23 protein-coding genes are annotated in these 21745 nt (G+C 53.5%); 11 read left to right on the plus strand and 12 right to left on the minus strand.

What is annotated here, in order from left to right:
- Positions 1 to 158 precede the first annotated feature (158 nt).
- Positions 159 to 695, minus strand: a complete 537-nt coding sequence (locus M0651_RS05055) for a hypothetical protein (RefSeq protein WP_248550754.1) — start codon at positions 693 to 695, stop codon at positions 159 to 161.
- 107 nt (positions 696 to 802) lie between these two features.
- Here M0651_RS05055 and M0651_RS05060 point away from each other — a divergent pair, with 107 nt between their 5' ends.
- Complete coding sequence (locus tag M0651_RS05060; protein WP_248550755.1) at positions 803 to 1720, plus strand: phosphatidate cytidylyltransferase; 918 nt, start codon at positions 803 to 805, stop codon at positions 1718 to 1720.
- 15 nt (positions 1721 to 1735) lie between these two features.
- Positions 1736 to 2254: an isoprenylcysteine carboxylmethyltransferase family protein gene (locus M0651_RS05065; protein WP_248550756.1), complete on the plus strand. Its 519-nt coding sequence runs from the start codon at positions 1736 to 1738 to the stop codon at positions 2252 to 2254.
- Between the two features lie 21 nt (positions 2255 to 2275).
- On the opposite strand, the gene M0651_RS05070 is transcribed toward M0651_RS05065, so the two are convergent.
- The 3 genes from M0651_RS05070 to M0651_RS05080 all read right to left on the minus strand — a co-directional run bounded on the left by M0651_RS05070 (position 2276) and on the right by M0651_RS05080 (position 4790).
- A complete protein-coding gene (locus tag M0651_RS05070; RefSeq protein WP_248550757.1) occupies positions 2276 to 2992 on the minus strand; it encodes a zf-HC2 domain-containing protein in 717 nt (238 codons plus the stop codon).
- Positions 2989 to 3477 (minus strand): RNA polymerase sigma factor, encoded by a 489-nt coding sequence (locus M0651_RS05075; protein ID WP_248550758.1) that lies wholly within the window; start codon positions 3475 to 3477, stop codon positions 2989 to 2991. Before M0651_RS05075 ends, M0651_RS05070 begins: the two co-directional genes overlap by 4 nt.
- A 215-nt stretch (positions 3478 to 3692) precedes the next feature.
- Positions 3693 to 4790, minus strand: a complete 1098-nt coding sequence (locus M0651_RS05080) for an MBL fold metallo-hydrolase (protein WP_248550759.1) — start codon at positions 4788 to 4790, stop codon at positions 3693 to 3695.
- Positions 4791 to 5047: 257 nt separating this feature from the next.
- On the opposite strand from M0651_RS05080, the gene M0651_RS05085 reads away from it, so the two are divergent.
- Both M0651_RS05085 and M0651_RS05090 read left to right on the plus strand, forming a co-directional pair.
- The gene (locus tag M0651_RS05085) at positions 5048 to 5791 is read left to right on the plus strand and encodes a glycosyltransferase family 2 protein (RefSeq protein ID WP_248550760.1); all 744 of its coding nucleotides are present in this window, start codon (positions 5048 to 5050) and stop codon (positions 5789 to 5791) included.
- Positions 5791 to 6486, plus strand: a complete 696-nt coding sequence (locus M0651_RS05090; RefSeq protein ID WP_282577773.1) for a glycosyltransferase family 2 protein — start codon at positions 5791 to 5793, stop codon at positions 6484 to 6486. The genes M0651_RS05085 and M0651_RS05090 overlap by 1 nt, the downstream gene beginning before the upstream one ends.
- 107 nt (positions 6487 to 6593) lie before the next feature.
- On the opposite strand, the gene M0651_RS05095 is transcribed toward M0651_RS05090, so the two are convergent.
- The 5 genes from M0651_RS05095 to M0651_RS24175 form a co-directional block, all read right to left on the minus strand.
- Complete coding sequence (locus M0651_RS05095) at positions 6594 to 8084, minus strand: protein adenylyltransferase SelO (protein ID WP_248550762.1); 1491 nt, start codon at positions 8082 to 8084, stop codon at positions 6594 to 6596.
- A gap of 63 nt (positions 8085 to 8147) precedes the next feature.
- Positions 8148 to 9311 (minus strand): MBL fold metallo-hydrolase, encoded by a 1164-nt coding sequence (locus M0651_RS05100; RefSeq protein ID WP_248550931.1) that lies wholly within the window; start codon positions 9309 to 9311, stop codon positions 8148 to 8150.
- Between the two features lie 108 nt (positions 9312 to 9419).
- A complete protein-coding gene (locus M0651_RS05105; RefSeq protein WP_248550763.1) occupies positions 9420 to 10304 on the minus strand; it encodes an SseB family protein in 885 nt (294 codons plus the stop codon).
- Positions 10305 to 10474: 170 nt separating this feature from the next.
- On the minus strand, positions 10475 to 11170 hold the full coding sequence (locus M0651_RS05110; protein WP_248550764.1) for a response regulator transcription factor: 696 nt from the start codon (positions 11168 to 11170) through the stop codon (positions 10475 to 10477).
- A gap of 17 nt (positions 11171 to 11187) precedes the next feature.
- Positions 11188 to 12714 carry a sensor histidine kinase gene (locus M0651_RS24175; RefSeq protein WP_248550765.1) on the minus strand — a complete coding sequence of 509 codons (1527 nt, stop codon included), beginning with the start codon at positions 12712 to 12714 and terminating at the stop codon, positions 11188 to 11190.
- A 228-nt stretch (positions 12715 to 12942) separates the two neighbouring features.
- Here M0651_RS24175 and M0651_RS05120 point away from each other — a divergent pair, with 228 nt between their 5' ends.
- The 7 genes from M0651_RS05120 (at position 12943) to M0651_RS05150 (ending at position 20259) form a co-directional block, all read left to right on the plus strand.
- Entirely contained in the window at positions 12943 to 14235 is a 1293-nt protein-coding gene (locus M0651_RS05120; RefSeq protein ID WP_248550766.1) for an ABC transporter substrate-binding protein, read from the plus strand.
- Positions 14236 to 14332: 97 nt separating this feature from the next.
- A complete protein-coding gene (locus M0651_RS05125) occupies positions 14333 to 15223 on the plus strand; it encodes a carbohydrate ABC transporter permease (protein WP_248550767.1) in 891 nt (296 codons plus the stop codon).
- An 18-nt stretch (positions 15224 to 15241) separates the two neighbouring features.
- On the plus strand, positions 15242 to 16084 hold the full coding sequence (locus M0651_RS05130) for a carbohydrate ABC transporter permease (RefSeq protein ID WP_248550768.1): 843 nt from the start codon (positions 15242 to 15244) through the stop codon (positions 16082 to 16084).
- A 37-nt stretch (positions 16085 to 16121) separates the two neighbouring features.
- Positions 16122 to 17465: a glycoside hydrolase family 5 protein gene (locus M0651_RS05135; protein ID WP_248550769.1), complete on the plus strand. Its 1344-nt coding sequence runs from the start codon at positions 16122 to 16124 to the stop codon at positions 17463 to 17465.
- 542 nt (positions 17466 to 18007) lie between these two features.
- Positions 18008 to 18775: a class I SAM-dependent methyltransferase gene (locus M0651_RS05140; RefSeq protein ID WP_248550770.1), complete on the plus strand. Its 768-nt coding sequence runs from the start codon at positions 18008 to 18010 to the stop codon at positions 18773 to 18775.
- Positions 18776 to 18950: 175 nt separating this feature from the next.
- Positions 18951 to 19223: a hypothetical protein gene (locus M0651_RS05145; RefSeq protein WP_248550771.1), complete on the plus strand. Its 273-nt coding sequence runs from the start codon at positions 18951 to 18953 to the stop codon at positions 19221 to 19223.
- A 691-nt stretch (positions 19224 to 19914) separates the two neighbouring features.
- Positions 19915 to 20259 (plus strand): hypothetical protein, encoded by a 345-nt coding sequence (locus tag M0651_RS05150; protein ID WP_248550772.1) that lies wholly within the window; start codon positions 19915 to 19917, stop codon positions 20257 to 20259.
- Between the two features lie 34 nt (positions 20260 to 20293).
- Here the strand turns inward: M0651_RS05150 and M0651_RS05155 are convergent, their stop codons facing one another.
- From M0651_RS05155 to M0651_RS05165, 3 genes are all read right to left on the minus strand, one after another.
- Positions 20294 to 20731 carry a matrixin family metalloprotease gene (locus tag M0651_RS05155; protein WP_308195465.1) on the minus strand — a complete coding sequence of 146 codons (438 nt, stop codon included), beginning with the start codon at positions 20729 to 20731 and terminating at the stop codon, positions 20294 to 20296.
- Positions 20667 to 21065 (minus strand): hypothetical protein, encoded by a 399-nt coding sequence (locus tag M0651_RS05160; RefSeq protein ID WP_248550773.1) that lies wholly within the window; start codon positions 21063 to 21065, stop codon positions 20667 to 20669. The genes M0651_RS05155 and M0651_RS05160 overlap by 65 nt, the downstream gene beginning before the upstream one ends.
- A 319-nt stretch (positions 21066 to 21384) precedes the next feature.
- Positions 21385 to 21627 carry a hypothetical protein gene (locus M0651_RS05165; RefSeq protein ID WP_248550774.1) on the minus strand — a complete coding sequence of 81 codons (243 nt, stop codon included), beginning with the start codon at positions 21625 to 21627 and terminating at the stop codon, positions 21385 to 21387.
- Positions 21628 to 21745 lie beyond the last annotated feature (118 nt).

Consider the following 21745-nt stretch of genomic DNA (forward strand, 5'->3'; position numbering starts at 1 on the left):
CACTCTTGATGATGTTAGTATTCCGGCTGAGCAGAGGATCATTCAATTACTGGGTGATTTGCATGAAAAAGGAGCCAGTTCGTAGGTTTGTCTCTCACCTATGAACCAGCTCCCACCCGGAATATTGCGGTCAAATGCACGGTTCCCAACAACACAGCCTATGGCTCGTAATCGCTGAGCTTCCCTTCATAAACGAGATAAAGCCGGTCGCACTGCCGGAAATCTTCCGGCGTCACCAGTGCAGGCAGCTTGTTCCACAACTTAATCCCCGAACGCTCCAGGATTTCCGCAACGAATTGCGAGCAGAAATACGAGTTACTGAACTCGATGGGCTCTTTCAACGCGATGCCAATGACGCCGAGGATATTGTACAAGAACTTTTGCCGCTTGCGGATAAACAGCTGGAGCACACGCTCCATTTTCTCCACCTCGCGCGGGGTCACCTTCAGCTCATAAATGACGCAGGTCGTGTTCGGATATTTGCTGAACGTGCCGGTCTTGATGTCCTCTTTCACGAAACCGCCGTTCAGCGGGTTGTTCGGATGTTTCCGCCCGAAGCTGTACAGATCCGACAGCTCGCGATTAAACGAGATCGAGGCATGGTTGTAAGGCGCTCTTGTGTATCCCTTAATCATTTTGGTGAAGAGCGTTCCCGTATTCGTTAGCAAAATAAACACTGAGCGTTCCTCAGCCATCGATATTAATTCCCCTTATCCACGGTAGACTAATTGTAGACTGTTCCTCCATAATAACATATGATTCCTTTGGTGGAATCTATCTCCTGAGGAAGTTGGGATTTGGCATGATCAACAATTTGCAATGGATGATGATTGTGATCTTCGTGGCCCTGGTGGCCATTCATACGATCAGTTTCGTACGGGATCGAAAGCGCCCCGGCGAGAAGCCTTCGGCTTTACGACTGCGCCTGCGCACCTGGTGGGGCATGTGGCTGATTCTTTGCCTGGCGACTTTGTTTAATCCGGTCGTATCGCTTCTTGCGGTGATGCTGCTGTCTTTTTTCGCGTTAAAAGAATACTTCTCCATGATCCGTTCACGCAAATCCGAGCGCCGATTGTACCTATGGGCGTATCTGGCGATTCCGGCCCAGTTCTACTGGGTCTTGATCGAGTGGTATGGAATGTTTATCGTCTTTATCCCGGTGTATGTGTTCCTGTTCTTGCCGCTTCCTCGCATGATTAACAAAGGAACGGCCGGGTTCTTGCGAAGTGTGAGCCGAGTCCAGTGGGGACTGATGCTGATGGTCTTCGGTCTCAGCCACCTCGCGTATTTCCCGTTCGCCACGCCGCAATATGGGGCGGGTCTTGTCCTGTATCTCGTCGTCCTGACCCAACTGAACGATATCGTCCATTATGCGGCTTCGTCGTATATCGGCAAACGCAAGGTCGTGCCGACGGCCAATCCGTTCGTGACGTGGGAGGGCTTTGCCTGCTCATTCGCGGTGACTTCCATCGCGGCTTACTTCCTAGCTCCGATCCTGACGCCGCTCGACGCCCCGTTTGGCCTGTTCGCAGGGATGCTGATCGGGCTGGGCGGCTTTATCGGCAGCACCACCGTCTCCGTCCTAAAGCGGGATTTGCTGATCGGCGACGACGACAAGGCGCAGGCATTGAAGAAGAGCTACCTGAGCCTGGTCGACAGCTTGACGTATACGTCGCCGGTCTTTTTTCACGTGACGCGGTATTTCTTTGATTTCATGTAAAGGAGGAACGACCCCATGGTGACCGGGATCATTCTGATTGTACTGACTTTGCTGCGCGTCCCTTCGGCCATCATCTCCGGGCGCAACGAAGCTCGAATCAAGGCCCACGGAGGTCTCGAATACGGCCGGACCAACAGCCGGGCACTGATCGTCGTACAGTTTCTCATTTATGCCAGCACGATCGTCTATGCCTTCGTGGAGGAGGTCCCGGTCGGCGCGAACACCTACCTCGGCTTGGCCGTTTATGCGTTCGCCATGGCGATCCTCGTCTATGTCATCCGTACGCTCGGACGCTTCTGGACCTTCAAAATCTACATTGCCAAGGGCCATCAGCTCATTGAAACGCCGCTGTTCAAGCGCATCAAGCACCCGAACTATTATTTGAACATTATCCCGGAGGTACTCAGCTTCGCGATCATTTCCCAGGCCTGGATCGTGTTTGCGCCGTTGTTCGTGCTGCATCTGATCACCTTGTTCAACCGCATCCGGCTGGAGGAGAAAATCATGAAGCGGACGTTCCGGGATTATGGATAGGGATGCGGGGGCTGCTGCCCCTTATTCAAACTGAAATTGCGCTTCAAGCGCGGCGCTCGCCGGGGGCAGCTCGATTCCTTGTTCCCAGAGCAGGATCGGCTCTTCCGGAGGCCCGTAATAGATCGCCCGGACGTCGGCGGACTTGCCCGCCGCCTTCCGGTTCGCGCGAATCTGGTCCAGATTGAGGGTGTCGTACGTATTGGCCAGGGAAATGTCGGCGAATTTCCGCGTTTTGATCAGCGGACGCATCGGAACCAAGTATAAACGGTCGTCGTCCCATACCCCTTTGACCTGGTTAACCGCGTAACCGTCCGTCATTTTGACGTGATAGGCGATTCTTCCATTCTGCAGTCGGCTCACCTCCGTAATCTGAATGACTTTCGAAGGAACCCGCGTGACATTCCATTCGGTTAAGCCGAGATAAACCAAGCAGAGCAAGGCGCAGGCCGCCGCAGCCAGCAGAAATCCCCTTACGAAGGCAAACGTCTTGGACCGTTTCCAGGAGACCTGGATCCGTCTTAACCCGTTCTCCTCCAGTTCCCGTGCGTTCCTGTCTGTGCCCGCCTTGGCTTCGGGCAAAGGCAACGCGATGTCCCGGCTCATCTGCTTCAACAGTTCCCGGCATTCGGCACACCCGGAAAGATGCTCCTCCACCAAAGCACGGGAATCCGGGCTGCACACCTTGTCGCAATAGAGCGGCAACAAATCCCCCATGACCTCGCAAGAGATCCGGCTCATCCTTCTTCCTCCTTCCATAAAGCTCTGATTTTGAGCTTGGCGCGGTGAAAGGTCACCCGGGCCCAGCTCTCCGTTCTTCCGAAAATTTGGGCGATATGATCGAACGATAATTCCCCGAAAACCCTTAGCGTAAACACTTCCTTATAGGGTTCGTCCAGGCAGTGCAGCAGCTTATGCAGGTACAAGGCTTCCGTCTTGTCGACGAAATGCTGCTCGAAGTTCGTCCCTCCGTCTGCCTGTTCCAGGCTCCCCTCCGGGTCAAGCCTTCGCTGCTTGTCCAAATAAGTGAAATAGGTGTTCTTGGCAATTTGACACAGCCATACGCTGATTTTGCTGGAACCCTGGAAACGGTCTAGCTGCTGGAGCGCCTTAAAAAACGTCTCCTGCGTAATCTCCTCCGCCACCAGCTCATTTCGGCTTAACGACAAGACAAACCGGTACACGTCCCGAAAATAGGCCTCATAAATTTGCTCAAGTTCGTCCAAGGATTCACCACCTTACCCAACATAAGACTCGCGAATCGCGATTTCGTTACAAGCAAAATGTATAAAAAAACGGCTCCCCCTCAGACGCAAACCGTCCTCGGGCCAAGCCGCTTTCTGTTTGCTTAGCGCTTACCGCTTGTCGACTTGCCGCCTAACGCTGAGCACCTAACACTTACCGGCCGTTGCTTGCCTGCCGGCGACCGCGTTTGCGCCGTTTAGGCCCACCAGGCCTCCTTAGGGTAGGCCGGGTCCCCGATATAGACCGGCTCGCCGATCTTCGGCGTGGCGATGGGCACGCCTTGGCGTTCGGCTTCCGCGGTCGCGCGGCGGACCGGATCGTTCCAATCGTGCAGCGACAAGGTGAAGGCCCCCCAATGAATCGGAAGGAGCAAGCCGCCCTTTACGTCCATGTGAGCCTGAACCGTCTGTTCCGGCAGCATGTGGATGTCGCTCCAGCGCGGATCATATTGACCGCACTCCATCAAGGCCAGATCAAAGGGGCCGTACTTCTCGCCGATCTGCTTGAAATGCGGGCCATACCCGCTGTCCCCGCTGAAGAAGACCTTCCGCTCCGGGGACGCGATCACCCAGGAGCACCACAAGGTGCCGTCCCGGTTGGCGAGCCCCCGGCCCGAGAAATGACGGGCCGGCGTGCAGGCCAACCTCAAGCCGTTCCAGTCGAGCTCCTCCCCCCAGTCATGCTCGCTGATCCGCTCCGGCTCCACGCCCCACCGTTCCAAGTGGCTGCCGACGCCCAGCGGGACAAAAAACCGCCCTACCTTATCCTTCAATTTCCGAATCGTGCCGTAATCCAAATGATCATAATGGTCGTGGGACAAAATCACGGCATCGATCTCCGGCAAGTCCTCCGGCTCCACCGGCAGCTGCCGGTTATACCGTTTGCCGCCGAAGGGAGGGACCGGCGTGGGCGACGGGCCCAGCATCGGATCGAGCAGGAGGCGCTTGCCTCCGAGGTGCAGCAGCAGCGCCGAATGGCCGAGCCAAGCAACCCAATCACGGTCCCGGTCCTCCAGCGCCTCGCGCCCCAGCCTCAAGACCGGCAGCGTCCGGTCCGGTCGGACCCGCGGATTGCCGCGCAGGTAATCCCGCAGCAATGAAACCATGTTGCCCGACGAGGGCTGAAACGAGGAGGTCGGCTCCGTGTAGGCGAACTTCTTGCCTTGCCATTGAGGGGACTGCGCGTACCGCGCCCGCCCGGAAGCCGAAGTCTTCCCGCCAAAGGCCGGATACAGCCGGATAAACAACGTGATGCCAATGAGGAGAACCAATACGATTCCGAATGCTATAAACATGTACAATACCGCCTTTTCCTACATGAAGAGTGGATGATGGATCGATTCAAACAGAGTATACTGCATGGCGGGGGGCGTTGCCAAATGAGGGACTGGCTCTCCTATGACCTGGGCAATCGCCCGTTCCGGATAGGTTCCTTCGTCGCCTAGAGGTACTGCCCCATTTTGCGGGTAAGCCGTTACCGTTGAGGTCGGGGGACATATTGTGGAAGGGAGAAACGTGCGAAGGCAAGACCACGAGCCAGAGGAGCGATGATATGGAGGCCGACCGGAGAATCCCCAAAGCGAAACAACAACCTGGAGTTTCCGTAATCACCTGCACGAACCGCCATAGCTATCTCAAGAACTTGTTTCATAATTTCACCCGACAGCTCTACCCCATGAAAGAGCTGATCATCGTCGTCAACAATGACGGCATCCCGCTCGAACCCTATTTGCGCATGGCGAAAAAATGGAAGACCGTTCGCGTGTTCCGCGCCCCTGGTGCCTGGTCCCTTGGCGCTTGCATCAACTTCGCCGCAAAGAAAGCGAAATATGCCTACATCGCCAAGTTCGATGACGACGACTACTATGCCCCTTATTACTTGACGGCCAGCTTGCAGGTGATGCACAGAAGCCGGGCTGACGTCATCGGCAAACGGGCGCATTACATGTATTTGAACGGCTCGAAGACGCTGATCCTGCGTTTTCCCCGCGACGAGAACCGCATAGCCTCACGGCTGCCGGGCGCAACGCTCGTATTTCGCAAGGCCGTGATCGAGCGGGTTCCGTTTCCCGAACGGAACGTGGGGGAAGACGATGTGTTCTGCCTCCGCTGCAGGAAGAAGGGCTTCAAAGTGTACTCCGGGGAGAAAAGCAACTTCGTGGCGATCCGCCGCAAAAACTCCCTAGGCCACACCTGGATCATCAGCGAGCAAGAGTTGATCGCCCACCACCGAACGATTCCGAACGTCCGGAATTTCAAAAAATTCGTACAGCACAAACCAAAGGGTGTTCTGTAATGAAAAACGGGGTATCGATCCTTACCTGTACCAAACGGAGGGACTGCATGGACGCGTTGTTCCGAAACTATGCCCGGCAGGAGCATCCGCACAAAGAGCTGATCGTGATCTTGAATCACCCCAGCCTGCGGCTCAGCGAGTACGAGCAGGCAGCCCGGCGGTTCCCGAACGTCAGAATCGTAAGCGTACCGGGTTCCGTCTCCCTAGGAGCTTGCCTGAACTTGGGCGTCAAGCTTGCCAAGCACCCGCTGATTGCCAAGTTCGATGACGACGATTATTACGCGCCCCGATATTTGACGGACAGCGTCCGCACCCTTCGCCAGACCAAAGCCGACATTGTCGGAAAAAGAGCCCATTACATGCAACTGAACGGCGAACCGCGCCTTCTGTACCGCTACCCCGCGATGGCCGGTCGATTCGTCCCTTTAGTGCAGGGTGCAACTTTGCTGGTTCGGCGTCAGGTGTTTAAGCAGGTTCGCTTTCCCGACCGAAGCCGCGGGGAATGCGTCCGATTCTGCGCGTCTTGCCGGGCGAAAGGATTCAAAATCTATGCCGGCAGCCCGCGGCATTTCCTCGCCATCCGCCAGCGCAACTCCAAGGAGCACACCTGGATCGTCAGCGATACCGCGTTATTGAAGCGGAATGTGCAGTTGCTGGAGGTCGGCGATGCGAGGCAGTTTGTGGGCGGAACGTAAAAGAGCCGTCTCCGCAGGTCCTGCCGCGACCTGAGAGACAGCTCTTGTTGCGTTGCGGAGAAACCAAGATGAGGGATTCTCCTACTCCAGCGGCTAGGGCCGGAAGGTTAGGTGCCGCAAAACGTGCGGTACGGCCGGTCGCAAGCCGCCGGCAACTCCGCGTAATCCGCCTGCTCCGGCGTATGGGCGAAGGGTTGCGTTAACGCCTCAAGCAGGCGCTGCATCACGCCGTAATCGTCCCGCTCCACGGCGGCTTCGAGCGCTTCCTCTACCCGGTGGTTGCGCGGGATCACTGCCGGATTGCTGCGGCGCATCCGCTCGCGGACCGCCTCTTGGGACTCGGTCTGCCCGTCGAGCCGCGCTTGCCACCGCGAAAGCCATTCCGACCACTCGGAAGTGCCGGCCATCGGCGGTTCCTCCCGTCGGCCAAAGGTCAAGGCGAGGAACGTATTGGTGAAATCGGCGCGGTGCTGGTGCATCAGGTCGAGCAGGTCTTTGACGAGGGCGGCATCCCCCTCCTGTTCGCCGAACAAGCCCAGCTTCGACCGCATTCCTTGCAGCCATGCCGCCTCAAACTGCCAAGCAAAGCCATGCAGCGCCTCTTCGGCGAGCCGGACGGCCTGATCCTCCTCCTCGTGCAGCAGCGGCAGCAGGCTCTCGGCGAACCTGGACAAGTTCCATACCGCGATGGATGGCTGATTGCCGTAGGCATAACGGCCATGGCGGTCGATGGAACTGAAGACGGTCGCGGGGTCGTACGCGTCCATAAAAGCACATGGCCCGTAATCGATCGTTTCGCCGCTGAGGGCCATGTTGTCGGTGTTCATCACCCCGTGGATGAACCCGACGAGCTGCCACTTGGCGATCAGCGCAGCCTGGCGCTGGACCGCCTCCCGCAACAGCGCCAAATAGCGCCCGGCCTCGCCGTTGTCGGCGAGCTCGGCCAGCTCCGGGTAATGGCGCTGAATCACGTAGTCGGCGAGCGTGCGGACGTCCGCCGGCTCGCCGAATTGCGCGGCGTACTGGAACGTGCCGACGCGCACGTGGCTGGCCGCAACGCGGGTGAGAATCGCCCCGCGTAAGCCCTGTTCCCGGACCACCGTCTCCCCGGTGGTCACCACCGCCAGGCTGCGGGTCGTCGGAATGCCCAGCGCGTGCATCGCCTCGCTGATGATGTACTCCCGCAGCATCGGCCCCAGCGCGGCGCGCCCGTCGCCGCCGCGCGAATACGGCGTCCGGCCGGAGCCCTTGAGCTGGATGTCGAAGCGATCGCCGCCAGGCGCGATCTGCTCGCCGAGCAGCAGGGCCCGGCCGTCCCCCAGCATCGTGAAATGCCCGAACTGGTGGCCCGCATAAGCCTGGGCCAGCGGCTCCGCCCCCGTCGGCACCTCGTTGCCGGCAAAGACGGCAACGTTCGCTTCGCTTCGGAGCGCCTCAGGGTCCAAGCCGAGCTCCGCCGCGAGCGGGTCGTTCAGCACGATTAGCTTCGGCGACCCGACCGGCTTGGCCTCCTGCTTCGTGAAGAAGAACTCCGGCAATCGGGCATAGGTATTATCGAAATTCCATCCGGTTTGCGGATTATCGTTTGATGGACTCATCAGCTTCTCCTTCGTTTATCGTTTATCGGTTATCGTCCCAGCCGGATCTTCCGCAGGACGTGATTACTTCATCGTGCTGGACGGGCGCGCGCCGCGAAACCCCGGTGCGTTCCGCGTCGAGCCTGCTAGCTTCCACCAGGCTTCCGTCGGATAATCGGACGACCCGATCTGAACGGGTTCCCCGATCTTTGGCGTCGCCAGCGGAATGCCCCGCTGCTTGGCCTCCTCGGTCAGCCGGCGAACCGGATCGTACCAGCTGTGCATCGCCAGCGAAAACGCGCCCCAATGGATCGGCAGCAGCACGTTCCCCCTGACGTCGAGGTGAGCCCGCGCCGTTTGCTCCGGCAGCATGTGGATATCCCACCACCGGTCGTCATACTGCCCGCACTCCATCAAAGTGAGGTCGAACGGCCCGTATTTTTCGCCGATTTCCTTGAAATGGGGGCCATATCCGCTATCCCCGCTAAAATAGACCCTCGTCTTCGGCGTGGTCAACACCCAGGAGCACCATAAACCGCCGCCGCCCTGTTTGAACAGCGCCCGTCCCGAAAAATGCCGGGCCGGTGTGCAGGCCAACCGGACGCCCTGGAGCTCCAGCTCCTCCCACCAATCGGTTTCCTCGATCTGCCCGGGGGCCACGCCCCATCGTTCCAGATGGCAGCGGATGCCCAACGGCCCGATGAAGCGTCCCACCCGGTCCTTCAAGTGCCGGATCGTGCCGTAATCCAGATGATCGTAATGATCGTGGGACAGCACGAGGGCATCGATCGGAGGAAACTCGTTCAGGTTCCCGAAGGGCAACCCACTGAATCTTTTGGAACCCCCAATCGGTGACGAAGAGATACTAAACATCGGGTCCAGCAACAGCCGCACTCCCCCCATTTGCAGGAAAAGAGAGGAATGACCGAACCAGACGGCCGTATCGTCCCGGAGCTCTTCAATCATCTGCCGAGTCAAATTGACCTGTGGCAACGGCCGATCCGGCTTCAACTGGGGTTTCCGCTGCACATACTCCCGGAATGCCGTAATCCAGCTGCCCGGCGAAGGTTTGAACATTTTCGTCTCCACGGGATATTGAAATTTCGTCCCCTTATAATTGGGCGACTGCCGGTAACGTTTCATGTCCTCGGGCGAGGGCTTCCCGCCAAACGGAGGGTACAGCTTTGGGAACAAATCCAATCCAACGGCAAGGAGCACGACGAGACAAATCAGGACAAATAACCACATCAATGAATGGAACCCCTCCTCTGAACGAATGCCTTTCACCCAGGAAGGTTGTGCCAAAGGCGGACGATTTATGCAAAGGGGAGAGCAACTGCGAGCTATTACTGCGGGCTACCGCGGACTTCGGCTACTGTATGCCCGCTCTTGACGGAAAACCTCGATCCGCTCCCGGTTGTTCGCGTCGATTCGCAGCGAGAGGCCCCGGCAGTTGAGGACGATGCCATCCATGTTTCCGGACACCGCCAGCAGGTCGTCGTACGCCGCGATGTTGCTGCTCCAGGTCGTTTTGTCATAAACTTTCTCGAACTCCGGCCAATCCGTAAACGCCGGGAGCCAAGCCGAACCGTCCTCCGCGCTTAGCACGCCGAATTGAATGACGGTCCCTTGCTTCAACGTCTTCATTCCTTGCTCATCCGCGGGCGAAGGATCGGACTCCTTCAATTGCATGGGCAGCAAATACTTCGCCTGCAGAATTTCATCAAGCATCTCCGCCTCCAACGCGTTCAGCTCCCGCCCGCGGGCCTCCTGATCGCCTGTCGGCGCATGCAGCGTCTGGAAGAAGCGGATCATCGCCCGCTGCAGCCCCGGATTCGTCACGGGGATGCTAATCTCCGGCGTCCCGGTCCAATCCGGCGGCGGCACGATCTCGTCCCGGTTCAATTCGATATGATACTGCCCGTTGTCCACAAGGACTTTCGGCAATCCCAGAATATGAAGCTGCCCGAACGTCCTCAGCACGTCCTCTCCGCCGATCGGTTTCATCTCCAGCATCAAGAACTGCAGACGGAAATAATCCTCCGCGTTCGCGGCATACGCTTCCTGCGAGAACATCCACACCCGGTCTTCCCCATCCACGTAAGGATACCCGGTCGCCTGGTCGCACGCGAGATACAGCGTATCGGCATGCTTCATCTTGTCGAGCAGTACGCCGGTAAACGCCTTGATCCGCTCGTACGATAAGAGGATTAATAGAAGATGAGCTGTAGACAAATTCAAGACAGGAATCCAACTAGTTCTCTCAAAACTTCACTTTTCGCTCGAAATAGATGTCCTTTTTCCACTTAGCGTACTTTACGGAGCCATCTACACCAAACCGGGAACAGAATCAAAGAAGCTGAATAGGACCCGAAGTCGGGGTAAGGGTGGCTTGACCAGTTCTATTGCCTTCACTTCCCCTTTCGCTGCGCCAAAATCTGCGGGATGTGCAGCTCGCGCAAGACGGGGACGATCTCCTGGACGCTCGTTTTGCCGAACTTCTTCAAAATGCTGTTAATCTGCGATTTAAGCGTCGACGTCTCGACGTGGCGCAGCTTGCAGATTTCCTGCCGAGTGTAGTCCTTCATAAGCAACTCTAGCACTTCCAGTTCCGTCGAGGTCAGTTGGGTCAGGATGTAGAAATTGTGCAGCAGGCTGTCTTCGGATTTCTTGATCCGTTGAAATTCGCGCGTGATTTTACCGGCGATGTTGGCGTGCAAGGAGGGACGATCCGCATACGCGTCCTTGATCGCTTGCAGGATGGCTTCGGGCGGCATGTTTTTGAGCAGGTAATTGGTCGCTCCGAGTTCGAATGCGCGAAACACGGCCTCGTCCGTATCCATGACCGTCAGCATGACCACCTTTACGCCCGGCATGTAGTTCAGGATTTCCTCGGTCGCCCGGAGCCCTGCCTGCTTGTCCTCCAGCTCGATATCCATTAAAATCACGTCCGGTTTATTTAACGCGGCCAGCATCGTGCCTTCGTATCCGCTCGACGCGCTGCCGACGCATTCGATGTCCTTATCCCTGGACAAGATCATCTGATACCGTTTGGCGATCAAAGGATCGTCCTCCACAATCAACACCTTAATGGCAGGCGTATTCATGATATCATCCAACTCCTTTAACCTTTCTCAATCGATAGCAGGGGCATCACGATTCGAAACGTACTGCCTTCGTCAAGCCGGCTCTCCGCATGGATTTTCCCTCCGTGGGCGGTAATGATCGAATGGCTGATGGACAACCCCATCCCCCAATTGGTGGCCGTCGGCTTGGAGGAATAAAACGGCTGGAAAATCTGCCGCATCTGCTCTTCCGCCATCCCCGCCCCGTTGTCCGAAATCGCCAGCTCAACCCACTTGTTCCGTACGATCAGTTCGATCGTAAGACGTCTCGACTTGTCGGGCACGAACTCCAGCGCATCCGCAGCATTAGCCAAGATGTTTCCGATAGCCTGGGAGAAATAATACGGATCGGCCATAATTACCGGTTGTTTCACAGGCGGGGTATACCCCACCTGAATCTGCTTCGGTTCGGAATGCATGTCCTGCAGCAGCTTGTCCATCAGCTCGCTTAAGGCGACCGGCTGCAGGTCGATTTTCGATTTGAGCGTTTTCTGGTGCACGGAATCCAGCCGTTCATACACCTTCCGGCAGCGCTGCTCGATCACGCGGACTTCCGCGACCGCCTCCGGCGACCGCTCCAGCATGTTCTCCAGAAATTCCGTTTGCGCCATGATTGCCAGCAGCTCGTTTTTCATGTAATGGCTAAACACGCGGGAGGTCATCAGAGCCGAATCGATGTTGGTTGAAATGACCGACTCCTGGTTTTTGATGCTGTTCTGGATGCGCGTATATTTATAGATCCCGTACAGGATGATCAGCAGGCACAGTCCCGCGATATAGGGAAGCAGCGTGTAAATGGAAGGATTCCCGACCAGATTGATCGGCTTGTAATAGACGAAACGGGCTGCCTTGGACACTTTGACGAGCACGTCCGGGGCCCAGTAGTTGATGTAATAATACGTTACCTGGACCGAGACATAAGAAATCAGGATCATGGCAATATTGCTGCGGATTTGCCGCACTTTCGGCGCATCGTATAACGCGTAAACCAGCAGCACGATACCAGCCGCCAGGTATAATGTATTCAAGATGAAAGTAAGCGTATGCAAAGTCTCGTACATCGACACGATCGCTTGAGAGCTCATGATTCCGGGATACAGCTTATAGTACAAGTTCGCGTAAAAAGAAGGGTCGTACACGATCACTTGGATCAAGCACGGTACCGCCAGAACCGCCAACAGCCATACCCCCCGCTGCAATTGCACGTGGAAAGCGAAATATATGGCCGAGCACAAGCTCGCGTACAGGAACACAACCGTAGAGAGATTCAGCAAACGGATCAGACTGGGCCGGGAAATCGGCAAAAACATGAATTGGTTCTGCAAATCACGGCTGATGCCGAAGTAGTCTTCCAGACTGTAGTAATAGTACGCGTCCTTTGACATGTATATAATGAGGCAGGAGACAACAACCAAATAAGAGAAGCCCATGAGCAGCATAAACAACGTGGCTTTGGTATAACGCTGCTGCATTAGGCAGAATACGGAAATGGCGATGAAGAGTATGAATACCAGGAAAATAAACACGTATGCCCCTCCTCTTCTTCGAAGTACTTCATTGTAGTCCAGGCCTCTCCGCCTGTAAAGGTTGAACTTTTGTACAACCGGGAAGCCCCTCCTGCGCCGGAATTCGCCAAAGAACCCAGCTCTGGCGCGGCCTCGCCGGATTACCGCCGACGATAAAAGTTCAACCTTACGGGGATCGTTCCACGAGCTTACACTATTAACATAACACAGATACAGGAGGGGTTAAGGATGAATCGAAAGCAATCCCGCGTTGGCATAGCTGCGGCCCTTGCGCTGATGCTCACACTGGTCGGCTGCGGCTCGGGCAATAATGAAAGCGCCAGCAATCAAGGCGAGTCCGAAAAAGTCGTGCTCGACTACTACACCTGGACCGACGAAGCCGATTACATGCAGAAAATCGTCGATGCGTTCAATGCGCAAACCAGCGACATTGAAGTGAAAATGACCACCATCAGCAACGATGCCGACGAATACAACACGAAAATCATGAACAACCTGTCCGGCGGCTCCAAAATGGACGTCTACAGCATGAACGGAACCTCCAGCCTCGGGCTTTATGCTTCCAAGGGCCAATTGGTCGACCTAACCGAGCAAATCAAAGCGGCCAATTTGGACGTCGGCGCTTACGGGCCTAGCTTCCAGGACATTTCCAACGTGCTGACCGAGGGGAAATATTACGCCCTCCCTTACCGCACCTCAGAGTACGCTTTGTTCTACAATAAAAAGCTGTTTGACGAGGCCGGCATCCCTTATCCTCAGCAAATGACCTGGAACGAATACGCCGAACTGGCCAAGAGCCTCACTAAAGGCGACGGCGCGGACAAGCAATGGGGCGGCTATTACGCCGACTGGCTGGTTGCTCCGCTGGGCGCGCTGCAAGAAGGCGCCACGATCCTGGACGACGATCTGACCCCGGTTACGAACTGGCTCGATTACTTGAACCGGCTCTATTACACGGACGGCTCTCATATGAGCTACAAGCAAATGAAGGCGGAAAGCATCGATTGGATCAAACAATTCGAAAGCGGCAACGTCGCCATGCTCGTCAACGGCGAATGGACGCTCAACATGCTGAAGGCCGATATTACTGCCGGCAAAACCGACATCGATTTCGACATGGCCCCGCTTCCGCTGTCGGAAGGCACGAAGGACCCGATCACCGTGGGCGGCGTGAGCACCTTCATCGGCATTAACCCGCAAAGCGAATACGGCGACGCCGCGTTCAAGTTCGTGCAGTTCGTCGCCGGCGAGCAAGGCGAATCCATCATCGCCGAGTCGAGCGTGCTGCCGGCTTACGCCAGCGACAAGACCAAGGAAGCGTTCCTGAACGCGACCGGGACCCAGGGCAGCGGTTACTTCTTCGAAGCAAAAACCGTCGTCGAGAACCAGCCGGTTCCGCAAATCGACGAGGTGAACCGCGTATACAACGAACAGCGCGATCTCTTCTTGTTCCAGGAGCAAGATGCAGCCACGGCGATCCAAAACTTTGCAAAGGAACGCCAATCCGTACTGAACCGGTAAGCAAGTTCGATATGGCACGACTTTCGGCTTCCGCGTCCATCACGGAAGCCGAGCCTCTTTTTAGGGGGCTTAAGACAACTTACAGGAGGTGGCCTCGATGATCAGCCAATGGCTGCGCAGCATCAAGTCATACGTTCCGGGGACGTTATTCATCCTCCCGGCCTTCGTCTTGTTTGCGGTGTTTATATTCATTCCGTTAGGGTATGGCCTGGGCATGAGCTTTACCGATTACGGCGGATTTAACCTGAAAGCGAACTTCGTCGGCACGGACAACTACGCCAAGCTGTTCCAGGACGATTATTTCCTCATCTCGCTCAAAAACAACCTCATTTATACGCTCGTGTTCGTCCCGCTCACGGTGCTGCTCGCCTTATCGTCCGCGGTGGCGCTGAACGGAATCCGGCATCTGCGCAAGTATTTGCGGATGGCGTTTTATTTCCCGCAGATCACATCCATGGTATCGATCGCCATCGTATGGGGGCTGCTGTTCAATCCGATGTCCGGGCCGATCAACACGGTGTTGAAAGGGATCGGCATCGCGAACCCGCCGGAGTGGTTGATGTCCTCGCATTGGGCGCTGCTGGCGATCATTCTCGTGGCCGTGTGGAAGAGCTTCGGCTACTACATGATCATTTTGCTGGCCGGTATCCAAGGCATTCCGGAGCATCTGTACGAATCCGCCAAGCTCGACGGAGCCAACAAGTTCCAGCAATTTCTGTACATTACCCTGCCGAGTTTGTCGCCCACCCTGTTCATGGTGCTGGTGCTGACGATCATCAACTCGTTCCAGGTGTTCGATCTGGTGTCCGTCATGACCGACGGCGGTCCGGGGCGCTCGACCAATGTGCTCGTCTTCCGCATTTATCAGGAGGCGTTCATCCACTACCGCATGGGCTACGCCGCGGCAATGTCGGCCGTGCTGTTCCTCATCATTATGGTCATATCCCTCATTCAATTCCGGATGGAAAAGAAATGGGTCACTTACTAGAAGGGGGGAGGACTTGCTATGCATACTTTCCATCGAATGAAAAAAGGCCATCCGCTCTATTCCATTTTGCTAGTCGTCTTGGTCATCGCTTCGGTCATCGCCTTATTTCCGTTTCTCTGGATGATTTCATCTTCATTGCGGACGGACGTGGACCTGTTTAAGAACCCCACAAACTGGATTCCGCAAACTTTATATTTGAACAACTACCAAGAGGTCTGGCAAGCGATTCCATTCGGCCAATACGTGCTGAATACCGTAAAGTTGTCGGTGACCATCACCGTTTTGCAGGTGCTGATTTGTTCCATGGCCGCCTACGCGTTTGCCAAATTGAAGGTGCCGTTCAAAAGCGCCGTGTTCATCCTGTTCATGGCGAACCTGATGATGCCGTGGCAATCCATCATGGTCCCGCAGTTCGCGGTCGTCAGCCGCCTGGGCTTATACAACACGCACACGGGCTACATGCTGATCCAGCTGTTCAGCGGCTTTGGCATCTTTTTGATGCGCCAGTTCTTCCTCAGCTTGCCGAACGAGCTGAACGAAGCCGCGCGCGTCGACGGCTACAGCGAATGGCGAATCTTCTGGAGAATCATGCTGCCGCTATCGGCGCCGGCGTTATCGACTTTGACGATATTTACGTTCACGTACATGTGGAACGACTATTTGGCCCCGCTGATTTATTTGAACGACGATGCGTTAAAGACGCTGCAGCTCGGCTTGAAGGCTTTCCAAACCGAGCATACGACGGATTACGGCCTGTTGATGGCCGGCACCGTCATTGCCACGATCCCGATGGTCGCGGTGTTCCTGGCCGGGGAACGGTTTTTTATCCAAAGCGTGGCGACTACGGGTATGAAAAACTAACATTTTGAGGGATGGGAAGGAAAGGTGCTGAATCGTCATGACAACGTTGAACCATTTCGTGCAAGTATCAGGTGAGGACTTTGTAGTAGACGGGGAAAAGATTCTGTTCCGCGGCTTCGGCCTCGGTTCCTGGATGAATCTGGAGCATTTTATGATCGGACTGCCGGGAACGGATACGATGATCAAGCGGGCATTTGCCGAGGTATACGGCGAGGAGCGGAGTCGGGCGTTTTTCGACCGTTTCCTGTTCGAGTTCGTCGACGACCGGGATTTCGAATTTCTGAAGAAGCTGGGCGTGAACCATCTGCGCTTGCCTTTTAACTATAAGTATTTTATCGATGACCAAAACCCGGAGGTTCTGAAAGAAGAAGGCTTCAAGTATCTGGATCATGTCGTGGATTTGTGCGCGAAACACGAAATCTATGCGATCCTCGACCTGCACTCCGTGCCGGGCGGGCAGAACCCGGACTGGCATTGCGACACCAACTCCGGCCTGCCACTGTTCTGGGAATACGGCGCGCTGCGCGACACCGTGATCCGCCTGTGGGGCCGCATCGCCCGGCATTACAAGGATCAGCCGTGGGTGGCGGCATACGATATCGTCAACGAGCCGTCCATGGTCACCCACGCGGAGGTGTTCAACGAGTTCTACCGCAAGGTCATCGCGGAAATCCGCAAATACGACGAGCGGCATATTATTTTCATTGAAGGCAATGCGTTTACGACCGACTTCTCGATGATCGATCCGATCGACGACCCCCAGGTCGCTTACGAGTTCCACTTCTACCCGTTTGTCGACGAGCCGGCCGTGCTCACGCCTGAGATGGACCGCGCGCGCCGCAAGGAGATTTTTGCGGAGGCTTTCGGCAAGCTCCTGGCGATCCGCGACAAATACAAGCGCCCCGTCTGGTGCGGCGAGCTGGGGCTCGTGTTCGAGCAAGAACAGATCGATTTCCAGATGGAAATCATTGAAGACATGCTCGATCTGTGCGAGGCGAACGATGTATCCTGGGCGCTCTGGACCTATAAAGACGCTGCCACGATGGGCATCGTCTACCCTCGCGCCGACACGCCTTGGCGCCGGTTGACCGACGAAATCAAGCTGGTGTGGAACCAGCACCAGGAGCAGGAAAAGGGCGAAGCTCTGGTCGACTACATGGCCGCTACCTATTTCAAGCCCATCTCCAAAGAGATGCGCTACCCGCTGCAATTCCGCATGCGCACGCTGATGCAAGTTATCTGCGTCGAGCAGAACCTGAAGCCGTTCCTCGAGAAGCGATCCTGGAAAGAGATCGCCGAGCTCCCGGCCTCGTTCCATTGGGAGCAATGCGAGCATTGGGCGGAATTAGCGGAGGTGATTGAGAAGTATACGAAAGCTTAGGAAAAGAGCATAGGTGAAGTAGCAGCCCCCGGCGTGCCGGGGGCTGTTTGGTTTGCTTTTCCATCGTCATGGGGCGGGGACTTAATTACTTGGTATATATTTGCCATTGCCTTATAATGATTTGAGGTTCCTAATTTTTGGGAGGTCGTGAGCCGGATGCATAAATACAGCAACATCATTTGCAGTTTGATCCTATCTCTTTCTTTTCTAGGAGGATGTTATTTACTGGCCGAGCGGGGAGAGACGAAGCCTGATCCTGTAATGCAGGAACAGAAAGTTAGCGAGGATAAGTCGATATTGACGGAAAGCGAATTAGCCGATTACCTAGGCATCACCAGGAGTGAGTTGCAGGACATTCTGGAATTGGACCGGAAGAAGAGGGAAAATTTCAATGGGAGCGTTTATGATACCTACTCGCTTTTGCCTCGGATGCAGCTTCCCAACCGGAGTTATATATTTTTAAAGAGCGAAATTGAGAAATGGGTCGAGTATCATTCTTCCAAATTGAACTGAACCACGAGATGTGAAGGGGGAAGTGATTCATGGATTTGCGCCTGAAGTTTAATGAGGACGTTGTGAACTATGAGAAGATGCGCCCCACGTATGTGCAGGAACTTTTTCAGGATGTGATTCGGTATTCGGACCTCAACCCGCGGATGAAGGCCCTTGAGGTGGGCATTGGGACGGGCCAAGCCACCCTTCCTTTCTTGAACACCGGCTGCGAGATGACCGCCATCGAACTGGGGGAAGATTTGGCCAAATTTTCTGCGGAGAAGTTTTCAAGGTTTCCTCATTTCAGCGTGATTCAGAGTGATTTCGAAAGCGTTAGGTTGGAGCCTGAGCAATACGATTTAATCTACTCCGCCACGGCGTTCCACTGGATCCCGCAAGAGGTCGGATATCCCAAGGTGTATCAGCTCTTGCGAAGCGGAGGCGTACTCGCGTTATTCTGGAATCGTCCGTTCCCGGCCCGGAAAGACGAGTTGCATGAAGCCATGCAGAGGATCTACGCGAAATACGCGCCCTCCTCGAAAGAACCTGCCCCGCATACCGAACAGAAAAGCTTGGAAATGGTTCATACCCTCGAACAATATGGTTTTGTCGACGCGAATTTCAAATTATATCATCACACCCGAACTTTTGATGCGCCAAGCTATGTAGCCCTCCTAAATACGTATTCGGACCATCGGGCTTTCCCGGAGGAGCAACGCGTGCGTTTAGAGCAAGAGATGATCGAGGCCATCAACCATTACGGCGGAAAGGTTGACTTAACCGATACCATCGATTTGTACTTAGCGAGGAAGCCGTAGCGGATTAGGGAAAGGAGGCCGACAGTTGAAGCGGAGAATACTCCTCATTATCACGTTGGTTTTAGGCGTGGGCGTTTGCGCCGTTATCCTATTTCTAAACCTGTACCCTATTCACGCCAGAAACACGAAATATGATCTTCAACTTGGACACGTTCCAAATCAGGAGTTCGCCAAGATGAATGATCATTCGGATCATTTTAAAAATAATGCCGTTCTCATCGCCATGGCCATCTACCCGGACAAGAAAGAAAGTCTGCGTCAGGCTCAGTTATATGTAACCAAACGCGGAGACAGCGAAATTCTTCAAGTTCAAAAAGAAAGAGAGACGGCTGACTTAGCCGCCTTTGAAATGCGGCTCAAAAATTTGAAGTGGGAGCCTGGGGAGTATACGCTGTATTTCAAACGTGGATTGGAAATTCAGATGAAGCTTGATTTTACGTTGGAGTAAATGATCCACGGATGTTCGTGCTGGCTTTGCTCACTTACCTGCATATACGAAAATAACCCGCCCAGTTTAGCGCCAAGGGTACGGGTTATTGATCCAAGCACTTTGGAGGTTTCCCACCCAAAATGTTGTGCGGGGTGTCGGGTGGCTGTTCCGGCTCATTATTTCTGTCCTAAGCCCTATAGCGGCCGTTTCAATCCTGCAATTTGCGCACGTACAACTAATCTCCTGCACATTCGCCGCAATACATAGCAACATACTCCAAATCCCGTTCGTACTCTTGCCTTGCACCGTACACATTCGCCTTCAACAAATACGCATACAGCAGATAAAAAAGCTCCGGCTGAGACGCGTCCCTTTATCCATCGCCTCCTACCGTTTTTCAATTTACCCGAAGGTGGTATTGAATCGCCGCTAACGGTTAGATGTTTGTGGAAGGGATTGCGAAGCGGCAAAGAACCTATGTTGCGAACAATGAGAGCGAAAACACAAAACATCATTGACTTATTTTGTATCTGGTTGAGTCTGGCAATGCAAAACATACTGTATAATTTTCAATGGAATTATCAAAGTGCTCAATAATAGTATTAATAGCATTGAGAATGTTATAGTTAATCGGAATATTGACTACATGCAACTTTTCGGAAATTGGAAGCGTCTGTTAATAATATTGTCTAATGAGGAGGGACTTTGGATGAAGAAAGTACTATTATTACTTGCTATGCAGTTTTTTCTAGTGTCCTGTTCAAACTCAAATCAACCCAACATACAAAGTTGGGCATTTAATGTTGTGACATGGAATCACGGAGTTTATAAAATTACAAATCAAACCACTACGGAAATTGATAAAGAAATTGGTGCCATAAAAAAATATTCCACAAATGAATCCAGTAATCTACGGAATCTATTCTCTAATAAGTACAAAAAAGGAACAAAACTGTTCAAAATTAAAAACGTCGAAACGAATGAATATATTGCAGTTCAAGATGATGAAGATGGTGTTTACTATAAAGCGGAAAAAATGGAAGGGGTGAAATAAACTTCTAACACCATTAAGAGTGTGGCATCTTTTCTTATTGTGGTACCAATACAATCTTGTTCTTATAATCAAAATAGTTTTCCCCAATGACAGTACCCTCATTAGCAACTACATCTGCCTTGATAACTAAGTCAGCATCCTTAGCAAGATCTTCTAAATTTAGGTACCACTTACTCCAAGAAAAATCAAGAGTAACTAGTTCTTTACCTTCAACAAAATCGTTTTCATTTATGTTGGGCTGTAATGAAGTAAAATTACTACTATAAATATTGTTTACCGAGTTTATATCTCCATTTCCCGGAAAGTATTGAACACGAGCAAACGTTCCATCCGAGAAGAAGGTAGCCGGTACCATTACCGAAAGTGTTCTTACTGGTGCATGGTCTAATCCTAAAGCATGACCTAATTCATGTGTTGCAATGCTTTGAATTGCATTTTCTGTAGTGATGTATTGACTCTGTGAAGTAGTAATCGTTCACCCACACTTTAACCGATTTGAAAGTTTTATTGGAGTTATAGACAGGTTCCATAACTCCATCCCATGTAGCCAAAGAATTTGTTGTATTACCTGCTGTAAAGTTGGTGTTAGTTCCAGAAGATAGTGTTACTACAGTCGCATCATTCCACTCTTTTGCTCCAGTTGTCCAAATGCCCTTATAAGCACTATTTGAACCATTATTTTGATAAGTAGTATTTTTGCTACTCCACTTATAGCCTAGTGTAGGTGTATCAGCAGCAAATACAGACGTTGAAAGCAAACTTATAAGACTTACGGCAAGGAGTATTGAGAGTGTTTTCTTTTTCATAAAATTCCCTCCATAAAAATAGAATTCTCGTCAATATTTTTACTAACCCTTATTTGAAGCTGAAGCTGTTACACTATTGCATATAAAAATGGCCACCCCCTCTTTTTCAAATGAGCTACTCTTTCCCCTTGTTATGTAAAGCGTATATGGATTGTGCCATACTTCAGCCAATAATTAATAGCTTAACTTATTGACTCAGGTAATCTCAGTTCAAGCTTGTCCAAATCAACGATAACTTCCGTGATTTGCATCATTTGACCACGATAATTTACGGTCAGCGCAATCGTAAGCAGGTTCCCATCATAATGTATATTCATGCTTAGTGCCTCATTCTGACCAAAGGGTTATTTCTCAAATGGCTGACGCATTCCTCGTTTGAGGTATGATAAGCAACCTGCCCCGGCTCCACATTAAAGAACGCCTTGTTGGCCTCATCATCCGGAACGGCCCTTACAGGCGCTACTTCCGTAACCATTTTCTTCCCCGCTTCTTCGTGGTAATCCAGTACGGAAAGAAGAACGAATCGATCGGGAAACAGCCTCCTCACTTCCTGCCATTGCATCGCAAACCCTCCTCTTTCATTGATTCAGCCGATCTTGAAGTTTATTATAGTTTACTATAAACACACAGACCAACGAAGGAAGCGGCATGTTATAATATGTGCAAAATTGAACGTGGAG

It is taken from the genome of Paenibacillus mellifer (assembly GCF_023195895.1).
In the GTDB taxonomy this organism is placed as follows: Bacteria; Bacillota; Bacilli; order Paenibacillales; family Paenibacillaceae; genus Fontibacillus; species Fontibacillus mellifer.